A 12,662-nucleotide genomic window follows, 5' to 3' on the forward strand; every position below is an offset into this window, starting at 1 on the left:
CAAACCTCATCTGCGGAGCTCCACCTTGTTGTTGCGTATCTTCTCCCTCGCCTGCCTGCTGGTGCTGGCGGGCTGTACCACCACCCAACCCCAGCGGGATCAGGTCAACTGGCAGCAGGAGCGCGCCCGCCTCGAACGCCTCACACACTGGCAGTTGTCGGGCAAGATGGCCATCATCACCGCCCGCCAGAAGGGCAGCGCCCGCCTCAACTGGCAGCAAAACGGCGACGACTATCGCCTCAACCTCACCAGCCTCATCGGCACCCATATTCTGGAACTCTCCCGCACCGGCGGCGAGGTGACTCTGCTCGACAACGACGGAAAACAGCACCAGAGCCAGGATGCCGAGCTCCTGGTCTATCAGCTCACCGGCTGGCACATTCCGGTGGCCGGGCTGCCTGAGTGGATCAAGGGATTGCCGGGGCAGGCCGAATTCGAGCTCAACCCCGATGCCAGCCTCGCCAGCGTGCGCGACGGCCAGTGGCAGATCGTCTACGGGGACTATCGGGATCAGGACGGCTATCGCCTGCCCCACCTGCTCACCATGACCGGGCAGGAGAGCCGTCTCAAGCTGCAGATCAACGAGTGGACCCTGGCACCATGATGCACGACCAGGCGCCGATCCGCTGGCCCGCCCCGGCCAAGCTCAACCTCTTCCTGCACGTCAACGGCCGCCGCCCCGATGGCTACCACGAACTGCAGACCCTCTTCATCTTTCTCAACCACGGCGACTGGCTCGAATTCGAGCCGATCCCCGGCAGCGACCAGCTCACCTTGAGCCCGGCCATTCCCGGCGTGCCCGATGAACAGAACCTCATCATCCGGGCTGCGCGACTGTTGCAGAGCCGGTTGGCCAGTCCGCAGGGAGCCCATATCCGGCTGGAGAAGGTACTGCCCATGGGCGGTGGCATCGGGGGCGGCTCGTCGGACGCGGCCACCACCCTCGTGGCCTTGAACCACCTCTGGCAAGCCGGCTTGAGTGAAGACGAGCTGGCCGAGCTCGGCGTGCAGCTGGGCGCCGACGTGCCGGTGTTCGTGCGGGGCAAGGCCGCCTTCGCCGAAGGCGTGGGGGAGCGGTTGCAACAGATCGAGGTGCCGGATGCCTGGTACCTGGTACTCAAGCCGGATTGCCATGTGGCCACCGCCGCCGTGTTCCAGGATCCCGACCTGCCCCGCAACACCCCCAAGATGACCCTGGACAATCTGCTGGCAGGAGAGTGGAAAAACGATTGCGAGCTGCTGGTGAAAAAGCGCCACCCCGAGGTTGCCAATGCGCTCGGCTGGTTGCTAGAATACGCGCCGTCAAGAATGACGGGCACTGGCGCCTGCGTCTTTGCTCGATTTGAAGACGAAATGGCTGCTCGGAAGGTGTTGGCAAGAGTGCCGAAAGGCTGGGATGGGTTTGTCGCCAAGGGCGAGAACATATCACCACTCTTCGTCACTTTGCAACAAGTGAGTGATTGGGGTATCGCCAAGCGGTAAGGCAGCGGGTTTTGATCTCGCCATTCCTAGGTTCGAATCCTAGTACCCCAGCCAACTCTCTCCTTGTTGAGGCCGCATCGGGAGGTGTTGACCTCGTCGATGTGTCTTGGGCCAATCTGACGCGATGGCGCTCAAGGTGGATTCCCGTCCACCCACCCTGCGGGTGATGAGACGCCATCCTCGACATCGCCCAGAGACCTTGTCCGTCATCTTGCTAAATCGTTTGCCCCCAAACGATACGGGTCTAAAATCAGACTCCCCACATACTGGATGCAACCCCGAGGTTTCAAACCGTGCCTGACATGAAGCTGTTTGCTGGTAACGCAACGCCGGAACTAGCCCAGAAGATCGCAGATCGCCTGTTTATCAAACTCGGCAATGCTGCCGTAGGTCGCTTTAGCGACGGCGAGATCAGCGTACAGATCAACGAGAATGTACGCGGTGGCGATATCTTCATCATTCAATCCACCTGTGCCCCGACCAACGACAATTTGATGGAATTGATCGTCATGGTGGATGCACTGCGTCGTGCTTCAGCTGGCCGTATCACTGCCGTTATCCCCTACTTTGGTTATGCCCGTCAGGACCGCCGCGTCCGCTCCGCCCGTGTGCCCATCACCGCCAAGGTCGTCGCCGACTTCCTCTCCAGCGTGGGTGTGGACCGTGTGCTGACCGTTGACCTGCATGCCGAGCAGATCCAGGGCTTCTTCGACGTCCCCGTCGACAACGTGTTCGGCAGCCCGGTGCTGCTGGAAGACATGAAGGCCAAGAACCTCGAATCCCCCGTGGTCGTGTCACCGGACATCGGCGGCGTGGTCCGTGCCCGTGCCATCGCCAAGCTGCTGGACGACACCGACATCGCCATCATCGACAAGCGTCGTCCCCGTCCGAACGTCTCCCAGGTCATGCACCTGATCGGCGACGTGGCTGGTCGTGACTGCGTCATCGTCGACGACATGATCGACACCGGCGGCACCCTGTGCAAAGCGGCCGAAGCGCTGAAAGAGCGTGGTGCCAAGCGCGTGTTCGCCTATGCGACCCACCCTGTCTTCTCCGGCACCGCCGTTGAAAACATCAAGAATTCGGTCATCGACGAGCTGATCATCACCGACTCCATCCCGCTCACCCCGGAGATGAAGGCAGTCGGCAAGGTCAAGCAGCTGACCCTCTCCTCCGTGCTGGCCGAAGCGATTCGCCGCATCAGCAACGAAGAGTCCATCTCTGCCATGTTCGAGCATTGATAGACCCTGTCGTGACAAAAACCGCCGAATGGCGGTTTTTGTTTTTTTGGGTGCCTGGTGCCAGCCGCCAGCCTCCACTCGGCAAGAGACGAAAACCTCGGACGAGCCACCCCACCCGAGCCCTTCTGTCCTGCTTTTCCCCGACCTTGCCGCACTTTGGTTGAGTGATCGCCACTCGGCGGCTAGAATATTGCGTCCCATTGCCCCGGGTCATCCGCCCATGGCAAGTAGCGAGTGAAGACATCAAGCGTGACAAGTCAAATCAAACTGATTGTCGGGCTGGGTAATCCCGGCCCCGAATATGCCAAGACCCGCCACAATGCAGGCGCCTGGTATGTGGAGCAACTGGCACGCTGGCACAATGTCAGCCTGCGCGAAGAGCCCAAGTTCTTCGGCCACACCGCCCGCTTCCTGGTGGACGGGCAGGATGTGCGGCTGCTCATCCCGAACACCTACATGAATCTCTCCGGCAAGGCCGTGGCGGCGCTCGCGCGCTTCTACCAGATCGCCCCGGAAGAGATCCTGGTGGCCCACGACGAGCTGGACCTGCCTCCCGGCATCGCCAAGTTCAAGCAAGGGGGTGGTCACGGCGGCCATAACGGCCTCAAGGACATCATCGCCAGGATGGGCAACAACAATAACTTCTTCCGGCTGCGCCTTGGCATCGGCCATCCGGGCGCCAAGGAGCTGGTCGCCGGCTTCGTGCTGACCAAGGCGCCCAGCAGTGAGCAGAGTCTGATCGAGGCCGCGCTGGACGAATCCCTGCGCGCCACCGACATCCTGTTCAAGCAGGACATGACCAAGGCCATGAATCGCCTGCACAGTTTCAAGGCCGAGAAAGTCTAGGCCTTCAGCCTGCATCGCCAGGCAGTTCAAGATGACCGGCCCCTGGCGAGATCCCTCGCCTCGGGGTCAAGCAACACGACACGGGCCGCCCGCGCGGCCCCTTGAAGCATCCATCACGTAAGGTAACAATCCATGGGTTTTAAATGCGGTATCGTGGGCCTGCCCAATGTAGGCAAATCCACCCTGTTCAATGCGCTGACCAAGGCCGGCATCGAAGCCGCCAACTTCCCGTTCTGCACCATTGAGCCGAACACGGGTGTGGTCCCCATGCCGGATCCCCGCCTCGACCAGCTGGCGGCCATCATCAATCCGCAGCGTGTCGTGCCGACCACCATGGAGTTCGTGGACATCGCCGGCCTGGTGGCCGGTGCCTCCAAGGGCGAAGGCCTTGGCAACCAGTTCCTGGCCAATATCCGTGAAACCGAAGCCATCGGTCACGTGGTGCGCTGCTTCGAGGACGAGAACATCGTCCACGTGGCGGGCAAGGTCTCCCCGGCCGACGACATCGAGGTCATCAACACCGAGCTGGCCCTCTCCGACCTGGATGCCTGCGAGCGCGCCATCAATCGCCAGTCCAAGCGTGCCAAGGGCGGCGACAAGGATGCCAAGCTGGAAGTGGAAGTGCTGGAGAAGATCAAGGTTGCCCTGGAAAACGGCCAGATGATCCGCGGCATGAAGCTGGACAAGGATGAGCTGGACGCCGTCAGCCACCTCAACTTCCTGACCCTCAAACCCACCATGTACATCGCCAACGTGGCGGAAGATGGCTTCGAGAACAACCCCTACCTGGATCAGGTCCGTGAGATAGCCGCCGCCGAGAACGCCGTTGTCGTGGTCGTCTGCTGCGCCATCGAGGCGGACATCGCCGAGCTGGACGACGAAGACCGCGCCGAGTTCATGGCGGATCTGGGCATCGAGGAGCCGGGCCTGAACCGGGTGATCCGCTCCGGATACGAGCTGCTCAAGTTGCAGACCTACTTCACCGCCGGTGTGAAAGAAGTGCGCGCCTGGACCATTCCGGTAGGCGCCACCGCCCCGCAGGCCGCTGGCAAGATCCACACCGACTTCGAAAAAGGCTTTATTCGCGCCCAGACCATCGCCTTCGACGACTTTATCACCTACAAGGGTGAGCAAGGCGCCAAGGAAGCAGGCAAGATGCGCGCGGAAGGGAAAGACTACATCGTCAAGGATGGCGATATCATGAACTTCCTGTTCAACGTCTAACCCCATGAGAGGCCAGCATTTGCTGGCCTCTTTTTTATCTGGCCAGAGGCGCGATCTGGGTGCGAATGTCGTAAAAAAAACCAGATTGTTGGGCTTTTGCACGACAGCGGCCAATAACTCGCCAAACGCACCCAAATTCGTTTTTTCAAACAAAAAAAGGGTTGACGCCCCAGAGCCAGATACGCATAATTCCGGCCGCACAGTGACGAGGCAACGACTCACTGGAAGCACGGTTGGCTATGTAGCTCAGTTGGTTAGAGCATCGCACTCATAATGCGGGGGTCACAGGTTCGAATCCCGTCATAGCCACCATCTCTAGTTGGGGTATCGCCAAGCGGTAAGGCAGCGGGTTTTGATCTCGCCATCCCTAGGTTCGAATCCTAGTACCCCAGCCATTTTTTGAATGATGTTTGATGGTCTCTGTCAGGCATCGTCGTTGGGGTATCGCCAAGCGGTAAGGCAGCGGGTTTTGATCTCGCCATCCCTAGGTTCGAATCCTAGTACCCCAGCCATTTTTGAATGATGTTTGACAGTCTCTGTCAGGCATCGCTGTTGGGGTATCGCCAAGCGGTAAGGCAGCGGGTTTTGATCTCGCCATCCCTAGGTTCGAATCCTAGTACCCCAGCCATTTTTATGTTCTCTTCCACCTATGTGGTTGACAACAAACGGCTATGTAGCTCAGTTGGTTAGAGCATCGCACTCATAATGCGGGGGTCACAGGTTCGAATCCCGTCATAGCCACCATGTTTGAAAAACGTTCCTTCAATCATCCGATTGCAAAGAACACTGTTGGGGCATCGCCAAGCGGTAAGGCAGCGGGTTTTGATCTCGCCATACCTAGGTTCGAATCCTAGTGCCCCAGCCATTTTTGCTTGTATTCGACGCAAGTCGTGCACAAGACGGCTATGTAGCTCAGTTGGTTAGAGCATCGCACTCATAATGCGGGGGTCACAGGTTCGAATCCCGTCATAGCCACCATTATTCTTGCGGAAGTGGCGAAATTGGTAGACGCACCAGATTTAGGTTCTGGCGCCCTAGGCGTGAGAGTTCGAGTCTCTCCTTCCGCACCATCGAAAGCAGTACCAAACAGACCAGCTCAGGCTGGTTTTTTTGTATCCGGCGTTTGCCGCTCTTCTTCCCCTCTCCACGCCATCGCACGCCTGCAACGCCACCTCATGACGGCGCTATGCCCTCCTCCCGCGTGATGCCGCCCTTTTCATCTCGCAGAGCGCTGCGGGCAATAAAAAGGCGGCCCGCAGGCCGCCATATCGTTTGCTGTCGTCAGAACGGGAAGAACCAGGGGATGGCGATGACGCTCACCACCATCACCAGCAAGGTGAAGGGCACGCCAATGCGCACGAAGTCCATGAACTTGTAGTTGCCCGGGCCCAGCACCAGGGTGTTGACCGGCGACGAGACCGGCGTCATGAAGGCTGCCGAGGCGGCGATGGCGATGGTCATGGCAAAGGGATAAGGCGATACCCCCATCTGATGGGCCGTCCCCAGCGCGATGGGCGCCATCAGCACCGCCGTCGCCGTGTTGGAGATGAAGAGCCCGATGACGGCACAGAGCGCGAAGAGGCTGGCCAGCATCACCCTGGGGCCCATCTCCCCCACCGCCGAGATGAGCGCGCCGACGATGAGATCCACCCCGCCGGTCTGCTGCAATGCAAGGGCAAAGGGCAACATGCCCACGATGAGGATCAGGGTCGGCCAGTGGATGGACTTGTAGGCACTCTCCAGATCGATACAGCGGAACTTGCCCATCAGCAGGCAGGCGATGAGCGCCGCGATGACGTTGGGCACGGGATCCGTCACCATCAGTACTATCATGACCCCGAGGGCAATCAGGGCGTGGATGGCCTGGCTGCGGGCCGGCGCCATCTCGTCCACTTCCGCAGGCAGGCCCAGCAGCAGAAAATCGCGATGATGGGTCTGCAACTGACGAATGAGGCTCCAGTTCCCCACCACCAGCAGGGTATCCCCCATCTGCAGCGCCTCGTCCACCAGCTTGCCGGTCAGCGCCTCTCCATCCCGGCGGATCCCCACCACGCTCAGGCCGTAACGGGAACGGAAGGTCACCTCGCGGATGCTCTTGCCGAGCAGCCGGGAGCCGGGGATGAGGGAGACCTCCGCCATGCCCACCTCCCGCGCCTGGTCGGAGAAATACTCCCCGCGCAATATCATGGGCTCGAGCCGCGCCTCGCTGCAAAACTCCCGCACATCCACCTCGGGATCCGACATGTCGATGAGCAGCACATCCTTGGCCTGGAACTCGGTCACCCCGGTGACACTGACCATCACCCGCCTGAACTTGCGCCAGCGCTCCATCCCGATGACGTTGGCCCCGAAGCGGGCACGCAATTGCAGCTCGTCGAGGGTCTGGCCGATCAGGGGGGAGTCGGGCCGGATCGCCAGTCGGCGTGCTCGCCCGGCCAGCCGGTAGTCACGGATGAGATCCCGCATGGTGCTGCGTCCCATCTGCTTGCCCTTGCCCTCCTCTCCTTCACGCACCAGACGGTTGCGCATCAGCAGCATGTAGAGGATCCCCATCCCCAGAATGATGACCCCCATGGGGGTGAAGCCGAAGAAGCCGAACCCCTGGATGTCGTGCCGCATCAGCTCACTGTTCACCACCATGTTGGGAGGGGTTGCCACCAGCGTCATCATGCCGCTGATAAGGCCGGCAAAGCCGAGCGGCATCATCAGTCTGCCCGCCGGGATCCCCATCCGGTTCGCCACGCTCAGCACCACGGGGATGAAGATGGCCACCACCCCGGTCGAACTCATCACGGCCCCCAGGGTCGCCACCGCCACCATCAGCAGCACCAGCATGCGGGTTTCGCTGCTGCCGGCCACCTTCACCAGGGCATCTCCCACCTGATAGGCGATGCCGGTACGCACCAGCCCCTCCCCCACCACGAACAGGGCGGCAATCAGAATGACGTTGGGATCGCTGAATCCTGCCAGCGCCTGCGGCAGGGTCAGGGTGCCGCTCAACACGAACAGGATGATGATCAACAAGGCGACCACGTCCATGCGGACCTTGTTGGTAATAAACAGGAGAATGGCACCCACCAGCATGCTGAGCACCCAGATCAACTCGGAATTCACACTTGCTCCTTTTGTTCAACGTCAACCACGGCCGGCCTCGGACGCCATCAGACCACAGAGCCCGTCCCCCTGATTTGTTACATATCAAGAAAGAGGAGGCCGCATCATCTCACATTCAGGTTCAGTTGCGGCCATTTTACCGGTCCGTGAACGCAGTCGGTCGCCCTTCACATGTCGGGGTAAAAAGTGCTGCACGCTCCCCTTGCCCCTCCTAAAATGGGCCCGCCGCGGCCTGAGCCGCCCTCTCACCCCTTGCCCTTCGGAGACGACATGACCCAGCACACCCCGGCCTACCCGGCATTCACCTTCTTCAGCCGCTTTGTCGCCGACATCCAGGCTGGCCGAAAGACCATCACCATCCGCGACGAGAGCGAGGCAAACTGGCGGCCCGGCCAGCGCCTGGCCCTGTTCACCAACCCGGAACACCAGCCTTTTGGCACCATTGAGGTCATCTCGGTCAAGGCGGTCGCCTTCGAGGCGCTGAGCGACGAGCACGCCCGTCAGGAGAACATGACCCTCCCCGAGCTTAAAGATGTGATCCGCGATATCTACCCCGCACTGCCGCCCCTCTATGTGATTGAATTCGTGCTGATTGAAGCCTGATTTTGTGAGCTGCCTCAGCTAACGCCGGTTGCGCTCACGGGCCAAAAGCGCACAATGACTGTTTTTATATACAGTCATTGGTGTCTTATGGAAAAACAACTCGAACCGGCCATCGCAGCCATGGTGGCAGACTTCATCGCCGCAGGTCGTCCCAAGGCGAGCCAGCTGAGCTGGCAGGCGCGCCGTGACGGCTACCTAGCCTCTGCCCTGTTGGGCGGTGAGCGGGAAGAGGTGGGCGCCATCGAGGAGTGGCAGGCCGATCACCACGCCATCCGCTGCTATCGGCCCGCAGACAAACCGGACCCCGCGTATCCGGTGCTGATCTATTTTCACGGCGGCTGTTTTGTCAGCGGGGATTTCGAGACCCACGATCGCCAGATGCGGATGCTGTGCAACCGGGCCAGCGCCCTGATCTTCGCCGTACACACCCGCCTCGCCCCGGAACACACCTATCCTGCGGCTCACGACGATGCGCTGGCCGCCACACGGGCCATCATGGCCGAGGTGGAGAAATGGCATGGGGATCCGGCACGTCTCGCCATTGCCGGCGACAGCGCAGGGGGTCATCTCGCCCTGATCACCACCTTGCGGCTCAAGGCTGCCAACGCCCCCTTGCCCAAGGCCCTGCTGCTTCTCTATCCCATGCTGGATGCCCTCTGCGAGAGCCAAAGCTACCGCGATCTCGGTGACGACTACCTCATCACCCGGGACATGCTCGCAAGCGGTTTTCACGCCTACCTGGGCAGCCTGCCCCCCAGCCATCCCGAAGCCAGCCCGCTCCACCATCCCGCCCTGTCAGGATTACCGCCGACCCATATCGTCACGGCGGAATATGATCCGCTGCGCGACGAAGGGGAAGCCCTGTATGGCAAGCTGGTGCAGGCTGGCGTCGATGCCACTTGCCAGCGGCAGCATGGCGTCATTCATGGCTACTTCCAACTGGCGGCCATCAGCCCTGCCGCTCGTCAGCTCATCGACCAGATAGCCATGATGCTCAGAAGACTCTGAGTTGGAACCGGCCCCCAAGCCGTGTTAAAAGTGTCTCTTTTGAATCAGGGAGGTAACCCGAGTGTTCGAGATAGCGAGCCTGAAAGAGGGCATGATGCACGGGGTGGAGCTGTTCCAGCTGCTGCTGGAGATCATCTCCATCGCCTGCGTGGTCATCGGCCTTGGCAAGACCCTCTGGCTGGCGGCCAGAGTGCGGGATCACGAGCCCGGCTTTCCCCGTATCCGCCTCTGCTTCGGCAGCTGGCTCATCCTGGCGCTGGAGTTCCAGCTCGCTGCCGACATCCTGGCCACCACAGTGGCACCGAGCAAGGAGGAGCTGGTGCGCCTCGCCATCATCGCGGTCATCCGCACCTTCCTGAACTACTTCCTCGGCAAGGAGCTCGATGCCCAGGCCGAGCGCCAGCAACCCGAGCCTGTCAGGTCACCTTCCCGCCCCGACGCCCGATGAGCGGGCTGAGTGGCACAAGGCCACGACACGGAAGGAAAGGCACCAGCCTGATCCCATGAAGAGGGCTCCCCACGGGGAGCCCTCTTTGTATCCGATAGTAACCATCAGGCGTGCTTGCTGGCCAGCTCGTGGCGCTTCAATGCCAGCAAGGTGACCAGCAGGGCGGCGGTGGCGATCAGCGCCATGCCGATATAGGTGGCGCTGAAACCGGGTGCCAGTTCGGCCGGGCTCAGGCTGGCCAGATTGGGGCTGCTGCCTGCTGGCAGAGCGGCATGGAACAACACGGCGCAGATGGCGACACCGACCGCCCCACCCAGCTCCCGGCCGAAGTTGAACAGGGACATGCCGATGCCGCGATCTTCCCGCGGCAGGGCATTTTGCACCACCACCGACAGCGCCGGCAGCACCAGACCCAGCCCCAATCCGGCAAACCCCAGTCCCAGTCTGGCCCAGAGGTCGAAGTGGATCTGCCACAGGGCCAGCGCTGCCAGGGCGAACCCCACCACCACGAAACGCTTGTAGTGACCGGTGCGACCGATGAGCTTGCCGCCGACGAAGGCCCCTGCCGTGATGCAGACCATGAAGATCACCATGATCCCGCCACTATCACTGGCGCTCATCCCCTTTTGCCACTGCATCTGCAACGGCAGGTAGACCAGCACGGCAAACATCAGCAGCTGCGAGGCCAGCGCCAGCAGCACGCTCACCAGATAACCCGGCAGGCGCACCAGGTGGGCCGGCAGTATGGGGTCGTGGGCCCGCCGCTCCACCAGGATCAGCAGCAACAAGGCCGCCCCCAGCGCAGCCGCGAGCCAGACGGCGGGCAAGGCCGCCTCCGGCGAGAGCAGCAACAGGGTGAGGGTGGTGACCGTGATGAGCAGTGCCGCTCCCTTCCAGTCGAAGCGGCTGTAGCGGCGCACATTGAGGTGACCCAGATTGCGGTTCACCAGCCAGAGGGCGATAGCGCCGAGCGGCAGATTGATCCAGAAGATCCAGCGCCAGCTGAGCTGCTCGGTAAAATAGCCACCGAGCAGCGGGCCTGCGATGCTGGAGACCGCATAGACCGCCGAGATATACCCCTGATACTTGCCCACCTCCCGTGGCGGAATACAGTCGGCGATCACGGTAAAGGCGAGTGCGATCAGCCCACCGCCCCCCAACCCTTGCAGCACGCGGGCGGCCAGCAGGGTTGGCAGATCCTGGGCCAGGGCGCAGGCCACGGATCCCGCCAGAAACAGGCCGATACCGATGTTGAGCATGCGTACCCGGCCGAACATGTCGCTCAACTTGCCATAGATGGGCAGGGCCGCAGTGGCCGCCAGCAGATAGGCGGTCACGACCCAGGTGAGGGCGGCACCGGCGTTCAGCTCAACCCCTATGATGGGCAAGGGCGTGGTGACGATGCTCTTTTCCAGTGAGCCCAGGGCGATCACCAGGGCCACGCTCGAGAAGACGGTTTTGGGGGACATAGGCAGGCTCGCTTATGTGAGATATCGGCACTGGGGGTGCAAGGCACATTATTGTCTCATAAATCATTAGCCGATGGTCAAAACCACTGCCAACCATGATGAAGGTCGCGACATCTGCGCGCCGGATCTGCTAGGGTGAGTCTTTGCCGAAGAGGACGCCCCCCATGCCCCAGTCATCCCCCTGCGATCATCACCAGAGTGAACAGCCCCGATTCGACGAGTACGACGCCCTGATCTTCGACATGGATGGCACCCTGGTGGACTCCATGCCTCTGCACCTGGATGCCTGGGAAATCACCAGTGCCGAGTTCGGCCTGCCGTTTGATCGGGCACAGCTCAACGAGTACGGCGGCATCCCCACCCGCAAGATAGTGACCATGCTGGCAGAGCAGCACGGGATGACCATCGACGTGGAAGCCTTTGCCCGGCGCAAGGTGGCCCTCTACCTGGCACGGATCGACGACGTCCGGGTGTTTCCCGCCATGTGGGAGCTGGTCAGGCAGTACCACGACAAGGTGCCCATGGGCATAGGTACCGGCTCAACCCGGGAACATGCGGCGCACATCCTGCGTCAGACCGGGCTCGATGCCTTCATCTCCGTGCTGGTGAGTGCCGATGATGTGGTCAATCACAAGCCCCACCCGGACACCTTCCTGAAAGTGGCCGAGCAGCTCGGCGCCAACCCGGCCAACTGCCTGGTGTTTGAAGACACCCGGATAGGCATTCAGGCGGGCAAGGCCGCCGGCATGACCACCTTGCTGGTCGATCAGGGCACACTTTACCCGCGCTAGTATGGGTAAACTGTATGGAGATGGTATTCACCTGACAGTTGCCCACAAAAGGGAGTGGTCATACGGCTTCAAACCGGATAACAAAACGGTACCCCTACCGTGTTATCCGGAGTCACCGTATGACCACCAACGAGAAAGTAGCACGTCGTAAACTCAGTCTGCTAGAGCTCGCCAAAGAGCTCAATAACGTCAGCAAAGCCTGCAAGCTCATCGGCTACAGCCGTCAGCAGTTCTACGAAATTCGCCGTAACTATCAGACCTATGGCGCCGAGGGCTTGCTCGACAAACTACCCGGCTGTAAAGGGGCGCATCCCAACCGGGTCGCTCCCGAGATTGAACAGGCTATCCTCGATTACTCTCTCACCAGACCAACCCATGGCCCGCTGCGGGTCGCGCAAGAACTGGCTCTGCAAGGCATCAACGTCAGTGTGTAGTG

The 12,662-nt window shown here is 61.1% G+C and carries 11 protein-coding genes, 9 tRNA genes and 1 pseudogene; 19 read left to right on the forward strand and 2 right to left on the reverse strand.

Annotated features, from left to right (window positions below; translation table 11 throughout):
- Positions 1–25: 25 nt before the first annotated feature.
- The 14 genes from lolB to ACB037_RS02680 all read left to right on the forward strand — a co-directional run bounded on the left by lolB (position 26) and on the right by ACB037_RS02680 (position 5,863).
- Positions 26–604, forward strand: coding sequence for a lipoprotein insertase outer membrane protein LolB (lolB, locus tag ACB037_RS02615; protein WP_039039599.1), 579 nt, complete (start codon positions 26–28; stop codon positions 602–604).
- Positions 604–1,482 carry a 4-(cytidine 5'-diphospho)-2-C-methyl-D-erythritol kinase gene (ispE, locus tag ACB037_RS02620; RefSeq protein ID WP_261999143.1) on the forward strand — a complete coding sequence of 293 codons (879 nt, stop codon included), beginning with the start codon at positions 604–606 and terminating at the stop codon, positions 1,480–1,482. The genes lolB and ispE overlap by 1 nt, the downstream gene beginning before the upstream one ends.
- Positions 1,462–1,536 (forward strand) — tRNA-Gln (locus ACB037_RS02625). The genes ispE and ACB037_RS02625 overlap by 21 nt, the downstream gene beginning before the upstream one ends.
- A gap of 239 nt (positions 1,537–1,775) precedes the next feature.
- Complete coding sequence (locus ACB037_RS02630; protein WP_010673845.1) at positions 1,776–2,723, forward strand: ribose-phosphate pyrophosphokinase; 948 nt, start codon at positions 1,776–1,778, stop codon at positions 2,721–2,723.
- Positions 2,724–2,972: 249 nt separating this feature from the next.
- Complete coding sequence (gene pth, locus ACB037_RS02635) at positions 2,973–3,569, forward strand: aminoacyl-tRNA hydrolase (RefSeq protein WP_041215615.1); 597 nt, start codon at positions 2,973–2,975, stop codon at positions 3,567–3,569.
- 132 nt (positions 3,570–3,701) lie between these two features.
- Positions 3,702–4,793: a redox-regulated ATPase YchF gene (ychF, locus tag ACB037_RS02640; protein ID WP_010673843.1), complete on the forward strand. Its 1,092-nt coding sequence runs from the start codon at positions 3,702–3,704 to the stop codon at positions 4,791–4,793.
- A gap of 235 nt (positions 4,794–5,028) precedes the next feature.
- A tRNA-Met gene (locus tag ACB037_RS02645) sits at positions 5,029–5,105 on the forward strand.
- An 8-nt stretch (positions 5,106–5,113) separates the two neighbouring features.
- A tRNA-Gln gene (locus tag ACB037_RS02650) sits at positions 5,114–5,188 on the forward strand.
- Positions 5,189–5,230: 42 nt separating this feature from the next.
- Positions 5,231–5,305: transfer RNA gene (locus ACB037_RS02655), tRNA-Gln, on the forward strand.
- Positions 5,306–5,346: 41 nt separating this feature from the next.
- Positions 5,347–5,421 (forward strand) — tRNA-Gln (locus tag ACB037_RS02660).
- Positions 5,422–5,460: 39 nt separating this feature from the next.
- Positions 5,461–5,537, forward strand: a tRNA-Met gene (locus ACB037_RS02665).
- A 46-nt stretch (positions 5,538–5,583) separates the two neighbouring features.
- Positions 5,584–5,658 (forward strand) — tRNA-Gln (locus ACB037_RS02670).
- A gap of 36 nt (positions 5,659–5,694) precedes the next feature.
- Positions 5,695–5,771, forward strand: a tRNA-Met gene (locus tag ACB037_RS02675).
- An 8-nt stretch (positions 5,772–5,779) separates the two neighbouring features.
- Positions 5,780–5,863 (forward strand) — tRNA-Leu (locus ACB037_RS02680).
- 211 nt (positions 5,864–6,074) lie between these two features.
- Here the strand turns inward: ACB037_RS02680 and ACB037_RS02685 are convergent.
- Positions 6,075–7,907 (reverse strand): SLC13 family permease, encoded by a 1,833-nt coding sequence (locus tag ACB037_RS02685; RefSeq protein WP_039039596.1) that lies wholly within the window; start codon positions 7,905–7,907, stop codon positions 6,075–6,077.
- A 270-nt stretch (positions 7,908–8,177) separates the two neighbouring features.
- On the opposite strand from ACB037_RS02685, the gene yqfB reads away from it, so the two are divergent.
- From yqfB to ACB037_RS02700, 3 genes are all read left to right on the forward strand, one after another.
- Positions 8,178–8,510: a N(4)-acetylcytidine aminohydrolase gene (gene yqfB / locus ACB037_RS02690; RefSeq protein WP_042014549.1), complete on the forward strand. Its 333-nt coding sequence runs from the start codon at positions 8,178–8,180 to the stop codon at positions 8,508–8,510.
- An 87-nt stretch (positions 8,511–8,597) separates the two neighbouring features.
- Positions 8,598–9,518: an alpha/beta hydrolase gene (locus tag ACB037_RS02695; protein WP_042014548.1), complete on the forward strand. Its 921-nt coding sequence runs from the start codon at positions 8,598–8,600 to the stop codon at positions 9,516–9,518.
- 61 nt (positions 9,519–9,579) lie between these two features.
- The gene (locus ACB037_RS02700) at positions 9,580–9,966 is read left to right on the forward strand and encodes a DUF1622 domain-containing protein (protein ID WP_010673839.1); all 387 of its coding nucleotides are present in this window, start codon (positions 9,580–9,582) and stop codon (positions 9,964–9,966) included.
- A 104-nt stretch (positions 9,967–10,070) separates the two neighbouring features.
- Here ACB037_RS02700 and ACB037_RS02705 read toward each other — a convergent pair whose 3' ends face one another.
- Positions 10,071–11,435 (reverse strand): MDR family MFS transporter, encoded by a 1,365-nt coding sequence (locus ACB037_RS02705; protein ID WP_371174852.1) that lies wholly within the window; start codon positions 11,433–11,435, stop codon positions 10,071–10,073.
- A gap of 164 nt (positions 11,436–11,599) precedes the next feature.
- Here ACB037_RS02705 and ACB037_RS02710 point away from each other — a divergent pair, with 164 nt between their 5' ends.
- Both ACB037_RS02710 and ACB037_RS02715 read left to right on the forward strand, forming a co-directional pair.
- A complete protein-coding gene (locus tag ACB037_RS02710) occupies positions 11,600–12,226 on the forward strand; it encodes an HAD family hydrolase (RefSeq protein ID WP_371174853.1) in 627 nt (208 codons plus the stop codon).
- A 119-nt stretch (positions 12,227–12,345) separates the two neighbouring features.
- A pseudogene (locus ACB037_RS02715) lies at positions 12,346–12,654 on the forward strand (helix-turn-helix domain-containing protein); the annotation flags it as partial.
- Between the last annotated feature and the right edge of the window lie 8 nt (positions 12,655–12,662).

This window comes from Aeromonas sp. S19(2024) (genome assembly GCF_041402625.1).
GTDB classification, from domain to species: Bacteria; Pseudomonadota; Gammaproteobacteria; order Enterobacterales; family Aeromonadaceae; genus Aeromonas; species Aeromonas caviae.

Coding starts and splice junctions, on each gene's coding strand:
- ispE (WP_261999143.1), top strand. CDS start 604: ATGCACGACCAGGCGCCGATCCGCTGGCCCGCCCCGGCCAAGCTCAAC.
- ychF (WP_010673843.1), top strand. CDS start 3,702: ATGGGTTTTAAATGCGGTATCGTGGGCCTGCCCAATGTAGGCAAATCC.
- yqfB (WP_042014549.1), top strand. CDS start 8,178: ATGACCCAGCACACCCCGGCCTACCCGGCATTCACCTTCTTCAGCCGC.
- ACB037_RS02695 (WP_042014548.1), top strand. CDS start 8,598: ATGGAAAAACAACTCGAACCGGCCATCGCAGCCATGGTGGCAGACTTC.
- ACB037_RS02705 (WP_371174852.1), bottom strand. CDS start 11,435: ATGTCCCCCAAAACCGTCTTCTCGAGCGTGGCCCTGGTGATCGCCCTG.
- ACB037_RS02710 (WP_371174853.1), top strand. CDS start 11,600: ATGCCCCAGTCATCCCCCTGCGATCATCACCAGAGTGAACAGCCCCGA.